The organism is SAR202 cluster bacterium (assembly GCA_016872355.1).
In the GTDB taxonomy this organism is placed as follows: domain Bacteria; phylum Chloroflexota; class Dehalococcoidia; order Lucifugimonadales; family VGZY01; genus VGZY01.
This window is the reverse complement of the sequence record VGZY01000058.1, coordinates 1-18,814: the sequence shown is the minus strand read 5'-3', so window position 1 is coordinate 18,814 and position 18,814 is coordinate 1. Positions and strand designations below refer to the sequence as shown.

The 18,814-nt window shown below is 61.4% G+C and carries 16 protein-coding genes; 8 read left to right on the top strand and 8 right to left on the bottom strand.

Annotated features, from left to right (window positions below; all coding sequences use genetic code 11):
* Positions 1–260 precede the first annotated feature (260 nt).
* The 3 genes from FJ319_11355 to FJ319_11345 are packed head-to-tail and all read right to left on the bottom strand — an operon-like array spanning position 261 to position 2,401.
* Positions 261–638 carry a hypothetical protein gene (locus FJ319_11355; GenBank protein ID MBM3934876.1) on the bottom strand — a complete coding sequence of 126 codons (378 nt, stop codon included), beginning with the start codon at positions 636–638 and terminating at the stop codon, positions 261–263.
* Between the two features lie 42 nt (positions 639–680).
* The gene (locus FJ319_11350) at positions 681–1,574 is read right to left on the bottom strand and encodes a hypothetical protein (protein MBM3934875.1); all 894 of its coding nucleotides are present in this window, start codon (positions 1,572–1,574) and stop codon (positions 681–683) included.
* Positions 1,490–2,401 (bottom strand): dihydrodipicolinate synthase family protein, encoded by a 912-nt coding sequence (locus FJ319_11345; protein MBM3934874.1) that lies wholly within the window; start codon positions 2,399–2,401, stop codon positions 1,490–1,492. The genes FJ319_11350 and FJ319_11345 overlap by 85 nt, the downstream gene beginning before the upstream one ends.
* 160 nt (positions 2,402–2,561) lie before the next feature.
* Between FJ319_11345 and FJ319_11340 the strand changes: the two genes are divergently transcribed.
* Entirely contained in the window at positions 2,562–4,139 is a 1,578-nt protein-coding gene (locus tag FJ319_11340) for a hypothetical protein (protein MBM3934873.1), read from the top strand.
* A 6-nt stretch (positions 4,140–4,145) separates the two neighbouring features.
* Here the strand turns inward: FJ319_11340 and FJ319_11335 are convergent, their stop codons facing one another.
* Genes FJ319_11335 through FJ319_11325 form a run of 3 tightly spaced genes read right to left on the bottom strand, consistent with a single transcriptional unit; the run spans position 4,146 to position 7,190 of the window.
* Complete coding sequence (locus FJ319_11335) at positions 4,146–4,886, bottom strand: response regulator transcription factor (GenBank protein MBM3934872.1); 741 nt, start codon at positions 4,884–4,886, stop codon at positions 4,146–4,148.
* 43 nt (positions 4,887–4,929) lie between these two features.
* Positions 4,930–6,252 carry a hypothetical protein gene (locus FJ319_11330; GenBank protein MBM3934871.1) on the bottom strand — a complete coding sequence of 441 codons (1,323 nt, stop codon included), beginning with the start codon at positions 6,250–6,252 and terminating at the stop codon, positions 4,930–4,932.
* On the bottom strand, positions 6,249–7,190 hold the full coding sequence (locus FJ319_11325) for a hypothetical protein (GenBank protein ID MBM3934870.1): 942 nt from the start codon (positions 7,188–7,190) through the stop codon (positions 6,249–6,251). The genes FJ319_11330 and FJ319_11325 overlap by 4 nt, the downstream gene beginning before the upstream one ends.
* Before the next feature lie 66 nt (positions 7,191–7,256).
* Here FJ319_11325 and FJ319_11320 point away from each other — a divergent pair, with 66 nt between their 5' ends.
* The 3 genes from FJ319_11320 (at position 7,257) to FJ319_11310 (ending at position 12,221) form a co-directional block, all read left to right on the top strand.
* Positions 7,257–8,354 (top strand): 2-dehydropantoate 2-reductase, encoded by a 1,098-nt coding sequence (locus tag FJ319_11320; GenBank protein MBM3934869.1) that lies wholly within the window; start codon positions 7,257–7,259, stop codon positions 8,352–8,354.
* 55 nt (positions 8,355–8,409) lie between these two features.
* A complete protein-coding gene (locus FJ319_11315) occupies positions 8,410–9,246 on the top strand; it encodes an SGNH/GDSL hydrolase family protein (GenBank protein MBM3934868.1) in 837 nt (278 codons plus the stop codon).
* A gap of 269 nt (positions 9,247–9,515) precedes the next feature.
* Positions 9,516–12,221, top strand: a complete 2,706-nt coding sequence (locus FJ319_11310; GenBank protein MBM3934867.1) for a GNAT family N-acetyltransferase — start codon at positions 9,516–9,518, stop codon at positions 12,219–12,221.
* A 146-nt stretch (positions 12,222–12,367) separates the two neighbouring features.
* Here FJ319_11310 and FJ319_11305 read toward each other — a convergent pair whose 3' ends face one another.
* Complete coding sequence (locus FJ319_11305) at positions 12,368–13,435, bottom strand: DUF3500 domain-containing protein (GenBank protein MBM3934866.1); 1,068 nt, start codon at positions 13,433–13,435, stop codon at positions 12,368–12,370.
* Between FJ319_11305 and FJ319_11300 the strand changes: the two genes are divergently transcribed.
* Positions 13,313–13,759, top strand: coding sequence for an MOSC domain-containing protein (locus FJ319_11300; protein MBM3934865.1), 447 nt, complete (start codon positions 13,313–13,315; stop codon positions 13,757–13,759). The genes FJ319_11305 and FJ319_11300 overlap by 123 nt on opposite strands.
* 81 nt (positions 13,760–13,840) lie before the next feature.
* Here FJ319_11300 and FJ319_11295 read toward each other — a convergent pair whose 3' ends face one another.
* The gene (locus FJ319_11295) at positions 13,841–15,313 is read right to left on the bottom strand and encodes an Ig-like domain repeat protein (GenBank protein MBM3934864.1); all 1,473 of its coding nucleotides are present in this window, start codon (positions 15,311–15,313) and stop codon (positions 13,841–13,843) included.
* 189 nt (positions 15,314–15,502) lie between these two features.
* Between FJ319_11295 and FJ319_11290 the strand changes: the two genes are divergently transcribed.
* The 3 genes from FJ319_11290 (at position 15,503) to FJ319_11280 (ending at position 18,175) form a co-directional block, all read left to right on the top strand.
* Positions 15,503–16,609: an aryldialkylphosphatase gene (locus tag FJ319_11290; protein MBM3934863.1), complete on the top strand. Its 1,107-nt coding sequence runs from the start codon at positions 15,503–15,505 to the stop codon at positions 16,607–16,609.
* A 76-nt stretch (positions 16,610–16,685) separates the two neighbouring features.
* Positions 16,686–17,153 (top strand): RidA family protein, encoded by a 468-nt coding sequence (locus FJ319_11285; protein MBM3934862.1) that lies wholly within the window; start codon positions 16,686–16,688, stop codon positions 17,151–17,153.
* Between the two features lie 173 nt (positions 17,154–17,326).
* Positions 17,327–18,175: a DUF541 domain-containing protein gene (locus FJ319_11280; GenBank protein ID MBM3934861.1), complete on the top strand. Its 849-nt coding sequence runs from the start codon at positions 17,327–17,329 to the stop codon at positions 18,173–18,175.
* The last annotated feature ends 639 nt before the right edge of the window (positions 18,176–18,814 follow it).

Genomic DNA, 18,814 nt, shown 5'->3' with positions numbered 1-18,814 from the left:
GACCTTTCTCATCCCCAATCTTCACTCGGTGAGCAGCCAAAACCCGAAGCGCAGGAGTCTCCCACCGGAATTCAACCGAAACCTCGGGCGAGAGGACTCAGTCCCTATCCGGCTAAGTCCACCGCCCATAAGCCGGCTGCAGACCACCCATGGAGACGAACCGTACTGACAAAATCACTGCACCCTAAACACTGACAGATTCACTGCCCCTTGACATCGGCCAACTAGACGCCTCCGGCCTTCTTTATCCCGGCAAAGTACTACTTCATCGGCGCGAAGTAGTGCTCCGTCCAGCCGTCCCTGTACTTCGGCCCGTCGCCGTGCGGCAGCTCCGTGTTGCGGAGAGTGAGCCTAGTCCCTCCGCGAGCAGGCGCCAGAACGATCTCCAGCCGGGAGTCCGGCGCGCCGTCCGGGAATTCAGCTGTCCGCCAGGACTGCACGATTCTCTTCCCCGGCTCAAGCTCCAGGTTGTTGCCGGTTACGTACCCATCCCACGCGGTGAACCGCCCGCCGATCACCTTGCTGCCGGTCGCCCTGCCGCCGGTCATCTTAGAGTGCCGGCGGCCGCCGAGCCAGGCGTCGTACACCTGCTGAGGCGTTGCGGGCAGGACCGTAGAGACCTCAATGGAATCGGACAAAGGGGTGCCTCCTCAGATTCTGATGGCGACGTGCCACTTATTTCACGTCGCTGTCTGCTGCCTTGTAAAGTCCGCGGGGTTGTCTGTCCTGATAAGAAAGCTCCGCGGCCCGACCAGTGTTGCACCCGGTCTCTGTGCCCGAAACCGCGCCATCTCTTCCGTATAGCAGTCCACTCGAAGCTCGTAAGGGGGAGGAAGGACATACGGTTTGAAGTCTCGTATTCGCGACATCGCGGCCTTCACTTTCGCCCTGATCAGATCGCATGCATCGTCGGGTTGCATTGAGACCGCGGAATGGCGCGAAAAACCTCGCTTTACCGGCGCAAGCTCAACGTCGCCCAGCCACTCGAGGGCCTCGCGGCATCCGGCCTCGTCCGCAGAGAGCATGATGATTGGTATGCCATAGCGGCCCAGTTGAATTGCGTTGATGCCAATCTCGCCGATTCGCCTCCCGTTCAGCCACATGTCCTGGATATCAGCAGCGCTGTAAGTGTGCGCCATCACACCGTCCACCACTCCCGCCATAGCATGGCGACCAATCATTAAGGCACCGTCAAAACTGCGGTCCAGAACACTGTTGAATGGCACCCCACCCATGGCAATTTGGATTCCTTGTGGCAGGTATTCGTACTGCAGTACGAATATTGGCGGAGTAGCGCCACGGATGTAACCGCCATCGTGCACAAGGATCTCGTCGGCGCCGGCTTCCTTCGCCGCCTCAACCGCTGCAGCTATTTCTGCTGTGGCCTGACGACGAATCCAACCTGCTTGCCATGTCCCGTAAACTGTCACCGGGTCTTTCTCCCCGGTAAGGCACGCCTCACCCTCACTATCGCAGCTGACCAGTATCTTCACAGCCGCCCCTTTGATGTCATCAATGATCGCATCTGCTCCAGCTCCGCATCGCTTAGATCGTAGTACGGCTTCCTCCGCCAGCGCCGGCCGATGCCACGCAGCTCCAGGGCCGCGTACAGACCGGCGGCGAAGCCTCCCTCCAGGCCGACTATGTAGTCGAAGAAGGGCATCTCGTGGTCGCGGATTACCGCGCCGGCCCGGTCCATGTTCTTCTCCTGGACGGCCTTCCAGTACTCGTGCGCGACGGACGGCTTAAACTTGATGAACGTGGACATGAAGCCGTCCACACCGAACGGGACGAGGTTCAGGTGGTTCTGCTTCTGGCCGCCCGCGTACACCGCCCAGTTGTCGTACATCATAGCCGCCATCTTGCGGCCGAACTCGCCGCAGATATCGTCCTTGACGGCCATGACTCCGTCCACGCTGTCGTAGATACGCTCAATGACCTTCAGGGCGAACGTGGTGGAGCGCCCGAACGCCAGCGCCAGCACCATCACGGGCATCTCCCTCGCGACCACAGCGTAATGGTCCACCATCGTCTCGACGGTGGCGGAGTCCGCCCAGTCCGGAGGGCGGAGCATGATGATATCCGCCCCAACGTCCCTGGCGTGGCGGGTGAACTCCAGCGTCTTCCCGGTCCACCAGCTTCGGCATGACGCAACAACCATCGCCCGGCCGGCCGTAAACTCGGAGACCTTCTTCGTCACCTCGCCGACCTCGCTGTCGGTGAGGACAGTGAAGAGGCTGTCGCCCCACGTCAAGATCACAGACCCGCTGCCGTTTTCAACGACGAAGTCTATCTGGTCCTTCAACCCCCTGTAATCGATCTCTCCATCTCGGGTAAACATCACGTGAATGGACGCCACCGGACCGGTAAGCGCGCGGCGCACCTCATCACGACTGATCATGTTATCTCCTGGCCCACTCAAATGCTGAGGATAAAGGATACACCGTCGCGAAACTGTTCGACAGGTGATAACATTCCGGTTGAAATCTGGAATCCGGTTTCTCTCCTTCTTCAATTCACTATTCACTATTCTAAATTCACTATTCGCTCTGGAGGGTCCTATGTTCCGCCCACGGCTGATGTACTACAACGACGCCCATCACTTCCATGCCAAGCGGATAGAGCCGCCCGCGACAATCCACAAGCTGCAGCAGCCGGTGGACGAGCTACTGGGCACCGGCGTGGACCTGCTGGTGCTCGGCCTGGGCTACGGGGACGTCTACTTCCACCAGAGCAAGGTGGGGAGAGTAGTTGGGCAGGAAAAGCAGGTCTGGGAGAATTTCATCGACTGGCGCATCATGCGCATGGTGGAGGAGGCGCACAGGCTGGGCACAGACCAGGTGAAGGTTGTTCGAGACAGGGCCCGCGAAAAGAAAATCGGCATGCTTCCCAGTCTGAAGATGCAGGACACTGCAAAGCCGCCGGGGGAGCGGTGCGGGTGGCTTAAATGGAAGCACGGCCTGGACGTGTGCCTTGGCGGCCCCGAAGAGAACCGCGAGCGATGGGCCCTCGACTACACCAATCCGATCGTGCGCGCCGAGAAGATGGCCCTGGTGCGCGAGATGCTGGAGGACTACAGGACTGACGGCATTGAACTGGACTTCATGTTCTACCCGGTGTACTTCCGACCGTGTGAGGTGGAAAAGGGCACGGCGATAATGACGTACTACGTTGCCTCAATTCGCCGCGCGGCGGACGAGATCGGCAAGGCGCAGGGCCGCCGGATTCCCGTTACGGCCCGGGTGTTCCATCGCAGGGACGACAACCTGAGGCTCGGCCTGGACGTGGAAAGCTGGCTCAAGAACAAGAGCATCGACGCCGCCGTTGGGCAGGTCTCGTACTTCCTCATGGACACGGACCTGACCGAGGGCCGGTGGCTTGCAGATGCAGCCAACGCCGCAGGAGCGGCATCATACATCAGGCCGCCGCGTTACGTCTACGACGACCGGACACTCGCGCCGAGCATAGAGATGTACCGCGCGCTTAACCAGACGCTGAACTGGCATGGGTTCACCGGTATGTACCTTGGCTATCTACCGTGGCCGCTGGGAGACAGCGAATACGAGCTACTGAGGGAGATGGCCTTTCTGGAGACAACGGTACGCCGCAACAAGCGTTACCTCCTCCAGCCCGGCGAGACCGCCGAGCAGAACGCCGCGCCTCCGAAGCGGCAGGTCCCCGCGCCGCTCAAGGAGGGGCAAACGACATCCGTGAAGGTGCTTGTGTCGGACGACCTCGGCGCCGCGATGGCGTACGGCGAGCTGCGGCCTGCCATCCTGACTGTCCGGTTTTCGGACTTCTGCATCGAGGACGACATCGAGATGCGGTTGAACGGCCAAGTGCTGAAGAGGGGCGATGCGGAGATAACGGATGAGAGGGCGCTGCATATGCCTGCGCTGCCGGGATGGTACCGCGGCAAGCTCAACGCGCCTGCCGGGATGGCGGCGCACTGGTTCCGATACAAGGTGCCGGTTGACCTGTTGAAGCGCGGCGAGAACTTGCTGGAGATCGAGTGCAAGAAGTTCTCGCCACGCGCTGCGTTCACGCGGTCATTAAATGGCGTGGAGATTCAGACGCGCTACAAGGAGTTCGAGCGGCCTGTTGGGCTGAACGTGGAGAGAATAACTCCCCGCGGGTAAACCGACCTACTGGGTGGACATGGACGCCGCTCTGCGGGCGGCAGTCCTGGCGTCCCCTTCAGGCGCGTACCGCCCGTCTGCACCTGCCCGGGGCCTCTCGATGGCATTGCCCTCGCGGATACCGTATACGGCGAGCTGGGTGCGGTTGACGACGTTCAGCTTCTGCATCAGGCTGCGGACGTGGGCGCGCACCGTGTTCTCCGAGACGACGAGCTCCTGGGCAATCTCCTTGTTGGTCATGCCGCGCGAGACCAGGGCCAGTACTTCGTCCTCGCGCTTGGTGGTTGGAACGGAGTTCGAGTCCGACTGGCTCTGAGGAGAGTACCCCCTCCCGAGCCCCGCCACCAGCTTGGCGGCGATATCGTCGGACATGCCCACTCCGCCCTGCACTACCTGCTTGATCTGCTTCAGCAGCGCAGGCGCGTCCGCGCTCTTGCCGATATACCCGCGAGCCCCTGCCTGGATGGCCCCGAGGATGTTCTCCTCTTCGGAGGAAGCTGTGAGGATGATCACCTGGACGTCCGGGAGATCTCGCTTGATAAGGCGCGTCACTTCCACGCCGCTCATACCCGGTAGGAAGAGGCCCATTAGAATAGCGTCCGGCATCAGCTCGTGCGCCTTTGTGAGGGCCTCGAAGCCGTCCTGTGCCTCTCCCACAACCTCAATCTCCCGGCTGGCAGCCAGGAGTTTGATCAACCCGGCACGCACAAGCGCGTGGTCATCCACTACCAGCAATCGGATAGCCATCTAACACCTCTTCAGCTCAGGTAGAATGCTTATCTAACTTTACTTATTTTGATTGTACCACCCCATGTATACACCTTCTGATCTCTGCCTTGATGCTGTAAAAGAAGGTATCCATGGATGGTCCAAAGACTCGCCTTTCAATCCCAAAACGCCCGAACCCGATTTTTGTCAGGCATGGATTTATAGAACCTATCGGGCCAGCCGCATTGTCGTCTGCGTCCCCCCACCGCGTTGTCGAGTCCAGTCCTGCGGGCGCAAGCATCTTCAAGAGGTCGCGGTCTGCCGAGTCCAGCGCATATGGCTTCGTGACATACATGTATTCAGGCAAGCTGCCGGGCGGCATCCTCTCCGGCAAGTAAACTATTGGGTTGGCGAGCACTACGAGTGGCTGGTCCCCGGAAATATCTCCCGTTGGCCATTGCGCAAGTACATCGCCCATCAGCGCCTGCTCAGTCGGGTGCGGAGACCAGAGACGCACATCGTACGCCTCTCCGGGGCTCACCCACGGTCGCATCTGCTCCACCGCCGCCATAAACTCGTGCCAGCCCGCCAGCTCCCGCAAGTGGTCCGGCGGCAGCAGGCTCTTCTGACGATAGCCGCCTTCCACCCCGCCGCCCCGTAACTTGTTGAACGCAGCCAGCCAGTTGGCGTACCCGCGTATCGCCTTGGAGAACCGGACCACGCCATCGGACTTGCCAGGGGCAGCGCCATCCACGATAACGACGTGGGGCGCCCGCACGTCCATCACGCGCACAAACCCCTTATCGAAGGCGGCCGGCGTGGTCAAGCGCATCGATGCGTGAGATGGCACGCGATTGTAGGCTACGTTGAAGTCCGGCACAAGGATGTCTTCCAGCGGCTCGACAACCCAATGGCGACCGTATCCTCCCCCCGCGAGCTGCGCCTTGTCGTTGCCTATGACGACGATCGGGCGCGTGGTAGACGCCCGAAACCGCCTGAGGAAGCCCAGCAGCCCTTCGGCCTCGTACGCGGCCCGCTTCGCCGAAGCCATATGTTCGGGCGAAGGCTGAACGCTTACAGCGGGGAGGTCCGGAAGCCATTCCAGGCTTGAGAAGAGAGCGTAGACTTCCTCAAACGGTAAGGTCTTGCCGGAGCTGTGTCGCAGCTCGTCGTGAAAACGCTTGAACTCCAGCTCGCGCTGCATATCATTTGCCGGATCAAACCGTCCTGCCCTCGTCTCGGCCCTCAGGCGGTCCAGCTCAAGCAGCATGTCATCTATCGGTGTGTCCGTGTTGAGGAAAGCCGCCAGTCGCGGAGCGAGCGACACACCTTCGCGGTTGAACGTGTTCAACTTTGCTAGCCAGGAGTCGATTGCTTTCTTGCGGTCCTTCAAGGGACCCATCATTCTTTCGCCTGCCTGCCCTCGAATATCCTGCCCAGCCAGGCAAGGCCGGCGCTCATGTACTCCGCGCGGCCTGCGTGGAACCCGTAAGAGAGATTCGCGACGGCCATGTGCGTTCCGATATACCTGACACGGCCGGCCAGCCCCGCATCGACCGGCAGGTCGTATGTCTCAAGCGCGGCTTCCACAATGGCATCGCCCAGCCACGCCCATAGCGCGGCGAAGTCTATAGCTGGATCGCCGATAGAAACATCGCTCCAGTCTATGACTCCGGCGATGCGACGGTGGTCTTCGGAAAGGATTATGTGCTCTGCGCCAAGGTCGCGATGCACGAGCCTCGAAGGGCCTGTGTAGTCTTCAGGCATGTTCGTTACGTCTTCGAAGTAGGCCGAGACCCTGTCGAACAGCGCCGCAGGCATTACGCCTTTGAGCCACTCCAGGTCGTCGATGCTCGCAGCCCGGACTCCTTCGGGAGTATCCGCCTCCCCAAGAGTCTCCACTCCAAGTGCGAGCGCCCTGTCAATGCTCTGGCCATGCAACAGGCTGAGAAAGCTCCCCATGCGCTGGCCTTCCGCCGCGATGGATGAGGCCGGCAGAGTCGATTCCATTCCTGACCGTCCCTGGACAATGCTGTAACAGGCGAATGTGTACGGAAAGGTCTGGCCCGGGGCGCCCTCAAGGGAGTAAACTGGCACGTGCACCGGGGAGAGCGGGGCGAATTGCTCCAGGAATTCTATCTCAAAGAGGAGCTTGCTCTCCGACTCCCGGCGCCTTGGGAACCGGAAGACCATCGAGTCGTTAACCAGGTAGGCATCGAAATCCCAACCTTGCCCCAGAAGCGCAACAGAGCGGACCGGCAGGTCGGCAAAGTTCTCACGTAGCGCGCTGCTTGCAAGTGCGGCGTCAAGCGGACGGTCCGGGTCCCAAGGTGCAGAGGTCATATCCGGCGGCCCCTGAAATCGAAAGCGTTCCAGCGCACATTATCTTAATCGGCCGCCTATGTAAACGTGGTCGCCCGAGGTGCAGACGTGTCGAATCGCATAGCCATCCTTGGCGCCGGCGCAGTAGGAACCTACATCGGCGCCTATTTGAGCAAGCACGGTTACGCTCCCACCCTTATCGATATGTGGGGCGCTCACGTGGACCGGCTGAACGGCCACGGCGCCAGGATAATCGACTTTCGCGGCGACCAGACAATACCCGTTCGGGCTGTCCATCTGGCTGATGCCAGGCAGCTCAGGGAGCCGTTCGACTTCGTTTTTCTGGCCGTGAAGTCTTATGACACCGAGTGGGCGACGCACCTGGCGAAGGACCTCCTGAGGCCGGACGGGTGCATCGTTTCCGCGCAGAATTGCATGAATGACGATCTGATCTCGTCTATTGTGGGTCACAACCGCGAGATACCATGCGTGATAGGCAAGTACGCGGTGGCGCTCTGGGAACCGGGGGTGGTGACGCGGCGCGTTGAGGCAGGCGGCGGGCCGCAGCTGGTCTTCCGCGTGGGCGAGCAGCACGGCCACATCACGCAAAGGGTTGAAGATCTGGCGCGCATGCTCGAATGCGTGGACGGCGCTAAGACAACGACGAATATTTGGGGCGAGCGCTGGGCGAAGCTGGCGCTGAACGCAGCGTCCAATACTGTGATTGCGATCACCGGTTGCGGCTCCCAGGAGACGACTGCCGACACACGGGCGAGGATGGCGTACATTAAGATCGTTCGCGAGACGGTCCTCGTGGCGCAGGCACTCAACTATAGAGTCGAGCCGGTATACGGCGTGCAAGCGGATGTGTGGGCACGCGCTGACAAGGGGGACGCCTTTGAGGAGTGCGACGCCAGCCTGCGCCCCGATCCCAAGAAAGCGGAATGGCGCTCCTCTATGGCCCAGGACATAATAAAGGGGCGGAAGACAGAAATAGAGCAGATGAACGGCTTCCTCGTTGCCGCCGGGCGCAAGGCCGGGGTGCCGACGCCGGCAAATGCAGCAATGGTGGAAGTCGTTAGAGACATTGAGGCAGGCCGCCTGAAGCCCCAGATGTCCAACGTGGACAGGTTCCTCTCACGTGCCATCGCAACGGCGTTGACAACAGGCGTTGATTCAGGGTAGGTATGCTCATAGAATCAATAAGTTGAATATATTATTCTTAAGGGGTGCAGAGGTCATGAAGAAACGGGTGGCATTGTTCGCGGGTCTGGCGGCCCTCGTGATCGGCACGCTCCTCCCGGGAGTGGCCCTGGCTCAGGGCCAGGGCAAGAACGATGTTTTTTCGTACGTCGCCATTGGGGACTCGATCACGTTTGGAGATGGCGCGTCCAGCCCTGCGACCACGGGCAACACCGCGCTATTCCATGCATACCTTGACGGCAAGCCGGATGTTAGCCTCGTGAACCTGGCGCAGCCGGGGGCGACGAGCGGCTCCGTCCTCAGCGGTCAGCTTGCATCCGCGCTTGCGGTTATCAATGACAACAAGACCAACGTAACTACCGTCAGCCTTCAGGTAGGCGGCGACGATTTGCTTGTGCCCCTGCAGCCGGGCGGCCCGTGCTCCGAGGACCCCGGCAGCGAGGAGTGCGCCGCCGCGTTCGCCACCGCGCTGGAATCGTTCGCCAATAACTACATCGCAACACTCGCCACGCTCCAGTCCGCTTTGGCGAAGGACCCGGGCAAAGAAACCCTGCTGGTCCAGACCGTCTACAACCCGTTCGATGGTCCGCTCGCCGCCCTCAAGCCTATCGGCGACCTTTCTCTACTCGGATTTGATGGCACGGTGGACTGCGCGGCCAACCAGCAGGACCCGTACAACGTGGGCCTGAACGACTTGATAGTCTGCATCGGCGGCGCATTCGGCGCCACGATTGTCGACGTATTTCCCATCTTCGACGGAAACGCCCTCTCCCTCACCCATATCGCAATCGGCGATGGGAACCCCAACGACGCCGGCCACGCCGCGATCGCTAACGCAACCATTGCGGCATACGCTGCTGTTAATAATCCGTAGAGCCGGAGCGGTCAGAAAACATATTCAGGGCCCGAGAAGGTTCTCGGGTCCTTTTGCTTTTCACCCTGGCTGCCGGCCGGCCTCATGACTCCAACTTGAAAACTGGAGATGCCGGACCCGTGCCAGGGCAGTTCGATAGACATATTGTACATCCAGCATATGCATAAGCAAGCCCCCCAAAACGTCATTCAGACCGACGCCAGACTTAGTACCAACGTTGTATACTGCAAATGGAAACAGCTTGAAGCATTAGCACGGAACGAAGACAAATGCCCAGAAGCAAACCGCTCCCCCATGACCTGCCCACCCCTGCGGTGATTCTTCGAGATGGGCGAAGCATTCGGCTAAGGCCTATCCGCCCCGACGATAAGAAGCGCATGGAGGAGCTGTTTTACCGGCTGAGCCCGCGCACCCGTTACCTCCGCTTCCAGTACGCCAAGAACTACATCAGCGGAGAGGAGCTCAAGTACTACACCGAGGTCACGCCGCCGGACCGCTTCGCATATGTTGCGACTATCGGCGAGGAGGACAAGGAGCGGATCATCGCCGTGGGACGGTGGGACATGGTCCCAAAGACCCGGCGTGCGGAGGTGGCGTTCGTCGTTGAGGACCAGATTCAGCTCGGAGGCATCGGCACTGCCCTGCTGGAAACCCTGGCCAATGCTGCCGTGATCTACGGCATTGAGCAGTTCGTAGCGCAGACCCTCGTCGAAAACTCAGCGATGACAGACGTCTTCGAAAAGAGCGGTTTCCGCACGTCTAAGACCCAGTCCGAGGGCACCGCGACCGTAACGATAGATATCATGCACCGCGAGGAGTACGAGATCCGGCACGCCTACCGGGAGCACGTGGCCCGATCGGCCGGCATCCGGAGCATACTCTACCCCCGCAACATCGCAGTCATCGGCGCGTCCAGGGAGCCCAGTAAGGTTGGCGGCGCCCTGTTTCGAAACCTGCTCAAGAGCGGCTTCACCGGCGCGGTGTTTCCCGTCAACCCCACATCCCGGTCCGTCGCAGGCGTACTGGCCTACCCGACCATCAAGGACGTGCCGGCAGAGATAGACCTCGCGGTGATCGTCGTGCCCGCGCCGCAGGTGCTGGACGCCATAGACCAGTGCGCCGCCAAGGGCGTGCGGGGTGCTATCGTCATCTCCGCCGGTTTCGGAGAAGTGGAAGAAGGCAAGGAGCGCCAGAGGCAGCTGAAGGAGAAAATCCTCTCGTACGGCATCCGCATGATCGGGCCAAACTGCCTTGGCGTGCTGAACAACGACCAGCACGCCTCCATGAACGCATCCTTCGCCCCCGTAGTCCCCCCGGGCGGCAAGGTTAGCATGGGCTCGCAGAGTGGCGCCCTTGGCCTGGCACTGCTGGACTATGCCCGCTCCCTCAACCTGGGCATGGCTCACTTCGTCTCCGTCGGCAACAGGGTGGACGTCTCCTCCAACGACCTGCTGGAATTCTGGGAGGACGATCCAAATACCGAGATCATCCTGCTGTACCTGGAGACCTTCGGCAACCCGCGCAAGTTCAGCCGTATCTCCCGGCGCATATCGCGGAAGAAGCCCATAATCGTGGTCAAAGGCGGCCGCACGGCCGCAGGCGCCCGTGCCGCAAGCTCCCACACCGGAGCGCTCGCCTCCACGGATGTCGCGGTCGACGCTCTCTTCCGCCAGGCCGGCGTAATTCGGGTGAATACAATCGAGGAGATGTTCGGCGTAGCTCAGGTGCTGGCCCACCAACCGCTCCCCAGGGGGAAGAGTGTCGCCATTGTGACCAACGCCGGCGGCCCGGGCATTCTTGCCGCGGACGCCTGCGAGACGTGGGGCCTGACTGTCACACCGCTCTCCCTGCAAACCCAGGCAGAGCTCAGGAAGTTCCTCCCATCCGCCGCAAGCGTGAGCAACCCCGTGGATATGCTCGCCTCCGCCACGCCGGAGCACTACAACCAGACGCTGTCCACGCTGATGAAGGATATGGACATCGACGCGGTGCTTTGCATCTACATCCCACCCCTGGTCACACACCCCGAGGAGGTTGCGGCCGCGGTCCGGGACGCCGTATCGAAGGCCGAAAGCTCAAAGACCGTCGTCGCCTGCTTCATGATGTCCGAAGGCTCCCGAGTTGACCTCCGCGTCGGCCCGGACCGCTATATCCCCAGCTTCGTCTTCCCGGAGAACGCCGTCCAGGCGCTCGCGCGTGCCTACAACTACACGATGTTCAAGGAGGAAGAGGACGGCCGCTCCGTCAAGTTCGTAGACATCGAGAAGCAGCAGGCCCGCGCCGCGTTCGATGCGTGGGCTGAGAAGCACGGAGACACGGGCTGGCTGCCGCTAGAGCTCGTTATGTCCTTGCTGCGGATGTACGGCGTACCCGCAGTAGAAACGCGTGCCGCATTCTCGCCCGACGAGGCGGTCGTCGCCGCCGCCGAGATCGGTTACCCCGTCGCGATGAAGGTGCGCTCGTCCACGGTAGTCCACAAGACTGACGTCGGAGGCATCGCCCTGGGTCTTACCGACGCCGCACAGGTCAGAAAGGCCTACGAGAAGATTGAGAACAACCTCACCGCAATGGGCCGCGCGAGTGAGATGGAGGGTGTTGTCCTGCAGCCGATGGTCCCCGGAGGCCAGGAGGTGATCGTGGGCATGACCCAGGACGCCCTCTTCGGACCCCTCGTGATGGTCGGCCTGGGAGGCGTGCAGGTGGAGATGGTGAAGGACGTGGCATTCTCGCTGCACCCGCTCAAGGACAAGGACCCACGCTGGATGCTGCGCCAGCTCAAGAGCCTGCCGCTGCTCACAGGTTGGCGCGGCAGCAAGCCGCGGGATGTGGAGAAGCTGAAAGAGGTCCTACTACGGTTCTCCGCACTGGTGGAGGACTTCCCTGAGATCGACCAGATGGAGATCAACCCGCTGCTCGTTTTCGACGAGGGCCACGGCTGCACAGCCATCGACGCGCGGCTGTCTGCGAAGGCCTAGGCCGGCGCGTGTCCTGACCGGTGGTGCTCTGCCAGCAGGTCCACGCCAAAGTCGTCGATGGTGTCCCGCACCACGGTGTGGATGTGGTTCGCGCCGTTCTACACGTTGTCGTATTCGATGAACAGGCGGGGGCCGTGCAGCCGGTATTAGTGCCCTTGCCCCAGCTCCAGGCCGCCTGCCCACGCGAAATGGACATCCCCAGTGCTGGCGGCCTCAACCGCGGCCCACACCAGTTCGCCGGCCACTGCCGGATGCCTCTCGATATATAGCCTGACCAGTCGAAGCGCCGCCTCAGCCTGGCCAGCCGTCATCGCACCCACCTGCAGGCCCACCGGCGCGCCCATGTCCACCTTCGCCCTGTCCCGCGTCGCAATGTCCCGTGGCGCCTTGCCCGCTATGATCGCGCGACCCGCCTGATCTGAGGATAGGGACCGCGCCAGGCCTCTCGCAATCTCCTCCTCGTCCCGCAGTATCCGCATGCCCTTGTGATCCCCGTGGCGCACCTCCGCGGGATTCGCTCCAAAGAATGCCGGCGTAATGGAGAGCCTGTCGCCGGACACCGTGTAGTTGAGCGAAACGTGGTGGCCCTCCAACCGCCATCCCCACGGCATCGGCCCGGCGGGATCGCCGAATATGCTGTAGTAGTACAGCCCCGGGTCGCGGTCGTGGATCAGCTCGTTCGCCATCGTCTCGGCTTCGCGCAGGATGACCTCCAGGTCAATTATCGCCTTCGCTTTCCTGTAGCCGGACGGGCTAAGCCCCGTCTCCATGAGCGCGTCCGCCGCCGCAACCTGCCTGTCGCTCATCCGTTTTCGCGGAAACCCCTTCCGAGGGCGCGGGACAAAGTGCCAGTTCAGCCGTTCCTGGTCCGCGAATTCGAACGTGGCCGCGCGCCTCTCCTCGTCTCCCAGCACGCCGAGCAAAGACATTGCGGCTCGGGACATCCTCCCCACCACTTCGGGGGCGACAATATAGTGCTGCATCTCTTCGCCTCGGTGACCTGGCGCTTTCGTACCGCGAGTATAGCACGCACCCTTGCCCCAGGCGGCGTTAGGAGGTACCTTATGCAAAACCCATTGTGAGCAGTCCCCATGTCGAAACCAGCAGAAGGCCGCGTGTCCGCCCTGTGGCTCAATAAAGGCAGCCGCAAGCCGCTGCAGCCTGTAGACGTCGCCGCACTGATCCCCGGCAAAGGCGCGGCAGGCGACCGCCATGCCCGCGCGGACCGGCAGCGCCGCTCCGTGCTGGTCATGGACGAGGAGACGCTCTCCGCCCTGGAGCTCGCGCCCGGCGACGTGAGGGAGCAAATAACCACCGCCGGCATCGATATCTATTCACTGCGGCCCGGCGACCGGATCGCCTTCGGAAACCAGGCCGTCCTCCAGATCACCATGGAGTGCGAGCCGTGCGAGCGCATGGACGAGCTTAAAGACGGCCTTCAGGAGGCCATCCGCGGCCGTCGCGGCATGCTGGCATTCGTGGAGCGCGGAGGCAGGATAACCGTCGGAGACCCTGTCCGGATTGCCAGGAGCGAGTAGCCGCCGCGACAAACGAGAATAGCGGAGGGCCGCTGCAGATAGAGGCAGCGGCCCTCCGCTTTGTTTCAACGGCCTATGGGCCTAGAAGTGCACGCCCACTTCGTTCACCGTCTGCGTGGCGCCGTTGCCGGCTGTGTCCCTGAGGCCCCCCGCCTGCGTCGCGCCGTTTATCGGCTTGAACGTGGCGGTGGAGCTGCCGCCGGTGCTGAAACGCGTGCACTGGGACGTGCAAGTGCCTACCGTTACTGTGAACGTCTGCGTGTTCGAGTCCCAGGACAGCGTGCCTGGGGCGTCCACGTTGTTTGTCACTATGTACTCCGTCGAGCCCAGGTCCACCGTACCAAGAATGTTCTGAGAGCCGGTCCCACCAGCAACACATGTGGGCATGCCGCTGCCCGTGCAGACCGCGATGCCGTCGTTCCCGCCAAACGCGACGTTGTTGTTGAAGAACCGCAGCACAACGGCCGTCTCAGCGCCGGTCCACCCGCTTATGATCCTGCCCAGGTCGATGGCGCTCTCATTCATCGTGACCGTGAAGGTGTCGCCGGCCTCCGCCTTGCCCTCCGCGGCAGCGTTGTTCGCTGTCACAAACGCTGTGGGCACCGGCAATTCAATATTCGCAAAAAGGACCGGCAGCGAGAAATCGTAGTTGCCGGCGTCCGGCCCTTCGATGCTCAGGCCGGAAACTGTAACGGCCTTCCCATCGCCGACACTGGCGCTTTCGAATGTGCCGACAGGCGTGCCCGACAGGGTGACCGTCGGCTCATTGCCGTATCGCTCTCCGGAGTCCTCTTCTGTGATTCCGGAAAGGACCGGTGTGCCGGTTATTACCGCAGCGGTATTGCCGTCGAACGGCTTGTCCTGCGCTGAAAGTCCCGTGACGGTCAGCGCCCGCGGGGTGATGTCGGCGTACAGGGTCAGCGGCGCGAGCTTGTAATTGCCCTGGTGAGCGCCACCGAGCACAAGGCCGTTGGCGCCGTACTTGACGTGCACGGGTTTGTCTACCCCAACGTTCTTATCGTCAAATGTGCCCACCAGGCCGTTAACGACAATAGCGACCTCGTCATCACCGACTATTCCGTTGAGCACCGGGCTCCCTACCACGGTGGCCGACCGCCCGCTGTTGTACACATTATCGTTCGCTGTGTACCCGGAGATCGTCAGCGTCTTTTTGTCGATCCGGATATCGCGCGTCCGGCTGCTCGGCAGATAGTCATTCAAGTTGCCTGTGTAACAGGCCGCAATTGTATAGAGGCCGACGTTGAAATCGGTGGAGTCCATGGTGTAAGTAGCAATGCCTGATGCATTCGTCGTCTTGTTAGGCCCCAACTGCTGGCCGGTGCACGACCCGAGCCTGAACTGGATTGTGCCTCCCTGTATCAGTCTCGTACCTTTGTACAGCTTTGCGGTGAAGACAACGCTCTTGCCGTACACAACACTTGAGCTTGGCGCCGTCAGGTTCACCGCGCTGCTCGAAGCTGCCGAGGCCGCCGTCGCCGCCAAAAACACCGAAAGCACTGCCGCCAATACCGCAACCAGCTTTAACTTGCCCATCCACTTCCTCCCCACATCTGCAACTCCATTACGGCTGCGCCGATATCACACAATCTGGCCCCGCCGTGGTTAGGCCAGAGCCCCTATAACTTGAACTTATCAGGCCCAGAAATTCCGCGGGTTGCACGGAGGAGTCAAAAGAAAACGGCGGTTCGTATTAGGCTTAGGTTTGCATTGGCATACCCCCTCATGTATCCTCTATCCGCCATTCGCGCACCCACTCGCGCACTCAGGAGGAACGCTTTGCCCAAGTCCGTCATCTCCGGCATGGCCCAGACTGTGCTGGGACCCGTGCGGCCGGAGGACCTCGGCCCCACTTCCACCCACGAGCACCTGCTCATCGACTACGTTTGCATGCACAAGCATCCTTCCGAGGCGTCGGAGCAGCGATTCGCCAGACTCCCGGTAACAATGGAGATACTAGGCCGTATACGCTACGACCCGTTCAGCAATCTGGACAACCTTATGCTGGACGACGAGAATACCGCTGTTGCCGAGGCGCTGCTCTTCAAGCGCGCCGGCGGCAAGACGATCGTCGACGCCACCACCATCGGCATCGGCCGCGACCCCCGTGCGCTGGCGCGCATCTCCCGGATGGCCGGCATAAACGTGATCATGGGCGCGGGCTACTATGTAGACATGGTGCACCCCAGGGACATGACTGCGAAGTCGGTCGACGATCTGGCGAAGCAGCTAGTGGTAGAGGTCCAGGAGGGAGTCGGCGATACGGGGATCAAGGCGGGCATCATCGGCGAGATAGGCTGCTCGTGGCCTCTAACGGCGAACGAGCGCAAGGTAGTGATCGCCGCGGCGCAGGCCCAGCAGGCAACCGGCGCGCCGGTCCTGATCCACCCCGGCCGAAACGAGTACGCCCCCCACGAGATCGTTCGCATCCTCAAGGAATCCGGCGCGGACGTCCCGCGCGTCATCATAAGCCACATGGACCGCACGATCTCCAGCGCAAAAGCGCTACTTGAGCTCGCGGACATGGGCTGCACAGTCGAATATGATCTGTTCGGCGTTGAGGTATCCAACTACACGCTGGCGAACTTCGATATGCTCAACGACGCGCAACGCATCGGCTTCATCAAACTGCTGGTCGATAAGGGACACGGCACACGGGTTGTCACTGCTCACGACATCTACTCCAAGCACCGCCTCGTGAAGTACGGCGGGCACGGTTACGGCTACGTCCTGGAGAACATGGTGCCGAGAATGCGGAAGAAGGGGATATCGGACGAGGCGATTGAGCAGATCATCGTCAAGACTCCCGCGAGGCTGCTCGCATTTGCCTAGCTGGGACTCAGGTACACAAAGCCGGCCAAATGGGATAGAATCCACCGGAGCAAGCATCAACCATCAGGAGACCGCAATGGGAAAGATTGAAGACAGGCTAAAGCAGCTAAACATCACCCTGCCGAGCGCGCAGGGCCCGTCCGCGAACTACGTGCCGTGCGTCCGCACCGGCAACATGCTCTACATGTCCGGCGTTGGACCGGCCAAGCGTGCGGACGGCACGGCGCCCAAGGGCAAAGTCGGCAAGGACCTTACCGTTGAGCAGGGGTACGAGGCAGCGCGACTCTGCGGCATCAACCTCCTCGCCAGGATGCAGGCCGAGCTGGGCACGCTGGACAAGGTGAAGCGCGTCGTCAAGGTGCTGGGCATGGTCAACTCTGTCGACTCGCTCAACCAGCACCCGTCCGTGATTAACGGCTGCTCCGACCTTATGGTGGAGATCTTCGGCGACAAGGGCCGCCACGCCAGGTCCGCCGTGGGCATGAACAGCCTGCCCTTCGATATCCCGGTCGAAGTCGAAATGATCGTTGAGATAGAGGCGTAGCCTCGACCCCCGCAGCAGTAACCGCAAAAAGGGCCTCGATTTCGAGGCCCTTTCAAATTCCCCAAAAATCGATGGAACAAAACGACGTCGCCAGTCGTCTCTATCAGTGACCGGTTCATTCGACCTAGTCCACTGGACACCAATGTGACATCGACGTATAAAGGAGAAGGGGTATGTTCAAAATGAAGGCTATCCTGGCGGGCATCGGGATGTCTGCCATTGCGCTGGCTGGAATCGCTTGCGCGACCAGCGAGGCGACGGTGAAGACCGACGCGGCATCCAACACGAACACGACGGCGGCAGCGCCATCCAGCATCGGGGCGCCCGTGCCGGGAACAACGAGCGTGAATCAAAACCAGGTATCCAGCAGCAACCAGACCGGCATCTGGGTGACCGGCGAAGGCACCATCAAGATGACGCCTGACCTTGCGCTTATCAACGTGGGCGTCGAGGCGATGGGCCTGACGGTAACCGAGGCGCGCGAGAAGGCCGCGACCGCGATGACGAACATCATCAACGCCCTCAAGGCCAACGGCATAGCCGAGCGGGACATCCAGACCCAGTACTTCAACATCTACCCGCGCTATGAGTACCCGATAGTTATTGAGAACGGCTACCAGTACAACAAACAGACCCTCGTCGGGTACACGGTGAACAACTCGGCCCTGATTAAGGTCCGCAATGTCAACAACGCGGGCACGATTATCGACGAGGTCTCGAAGGCCGGCGGAGACGTTACGCGCATCAACGGCATCAACTTCACGGTAGACGATACCAAGCCCTTCGTGAAGCAGCTCCGCGAGCAGGCCGTCAAGGTCGCCATGGCCAAGGCCGAGCACTTCGCGACCCTTACGGGCGTGGGCGTCGGCGACCTGATCTTCATCGCGGAGACCGGCGGCGGAAGCCCCGTCATGCAGGACACGTACTACAAGGCGGCGATGGAGTCCGGCGCCAGCACCCCGATCAACGTGGGCCAGCTCGAGATCCGCATGACCGTCCAGGCCGCATTCTCGATCGAATAGCCCTTTCCGCACAAACCTGACGAAAAAGGCGGGGGCCGCTCAGATGAGCGGCCCCCGCTGTGTTTTGTCGGGATGGGTGAGGGGACTGCCTTCCTCCTCTCCCCGAGGGAGAGGCCATTCGTCCGCCGCGGCGGACGCGAAGGGGTGAGGGCTCCGGCTGTTTGGCTTTTGTTTCCGTACGGGCAGGTCCCCGTGCCTGCGCGGCTGTTGGATCGAGAGACCTCGCCATCAGGGCCGCTCCCCCCCCAGGGCAACCACGGTAGGACACCTGCTCCAACTAATTCGATTCTCCGAATTTGGTTCTTGCCTTGCCCGCTGTCCTGGGCCTAACGCCCTGAAGGAGCGTGTTCCCTGAGCCCAGCCCAACGGGCTGGGTAAGGTCCGGCACACCGAACGGCCTGAAGGGCCGTGTTAAGTCCACACCGAAGGATGCCCCCGAGAACACGTTGACATGGCCTGGATAACACGCCCTTTCAGGGCGTTTCGTTAATTGGTCTCTTTACCCAGCCCGGTGGGCTGGGCTCAGGGAACACGGCCCTTCAGCAACTGTCTTGGAAGTCAATAGAGATTCTGGCTCTTTCAGCGTTTTGTCGTCGGATTTTTTGGACAGTGCTCCGCCTTGCTGCCAATGGGCAGCGC

Coding starts and splice junctions, on each gene's coding strand:
- FJ319_11290 (MBM3934863.1), top strand. CDS start 15,503: ATGTATCCTCTATCCGCCATTCGCGCACCCACTCGCGCACTCAGGAGG.
- FJ319_11330 (MBM3934871.1), bottom strand. CDS start 6,252: ATGATGGGTCCCTTGAAGGACCGCAAGAAAGCAATCGACTCCTGGCTA.
- FJ319_11280 (MBM3934861.1), top strand. CDS start 17,327: ATGTTCAAAATGAAGGCTATCCTGGCGGGCATCGGGATGTCTGCCATT.
- FJ319_11345 (MBM3934874.1), bottom strand. CDS start 2,401: ATGATCAGTCGTGATGAGGTGCGCCGCGCGCTTACCGGTCCGGTGGCG.
- FJ319_11310 (MBM3934867.1), top strand. CDS start 9,516: ATGCCCAGAAGCAAACCGCTCCCCCATGACCTGCCCACCCCTGCGGTG.
- FJ319_11305 (MBM3934866.1), bottom strand. CDS start 13,435: ATGGCGGTCGCCTGCCGCGCCTTTGCCGGGGATCAGTGCGGCGACGTC.
- FJ319_11325 (MBM3934870.1), bottom strand. CDS start 7,190: ATGACCTCTGCACCTTGGGACCCGGACCGTCCGCTTGACGCCGCACTT.
- FJ319_11285 (MBM3934862.1), top strand. CDS start 16,686: ATGGGAAAGATTGAAGACAGGCTAAAGCAGCTAAACATCACCCTGCCG.
- FJ319_11295 (MBM3934864.1), bottom strand. CDS start 15,313: ATGGGCAAGTTAAAGCTGGTTGCGGTATTGGCGGCAGTGCTTTCGGTG.
- FJ319_11300 (MBM3934865.1), top strand. CDS start 13,313: ATGTCGAAACCAGCAGAAGGCCGCGTGTCCGCCCTGTGGCTCAATAAA.
- FJ319_11335 (MBM3934872.1), bottom strand. CDS start 4,886: ATGGCTATCCGATTGCTGGTAGTGGATGACCACGCGCTTGTGCGTGCC.
- FJ319_11340 (MBM3934873.1), top strand. CDS start 2,562: ATGTTCCGCCCACGGCTGATGTACTACAACGACGCCCATCACTTCCAT.
- FJ319_11315 (MBM3934868.1), top strand. CDS start 8,410: ATGAAGAAACGGGTGGCATTGTTCGCGGGTCTGGCGGCCCTCGTGATC.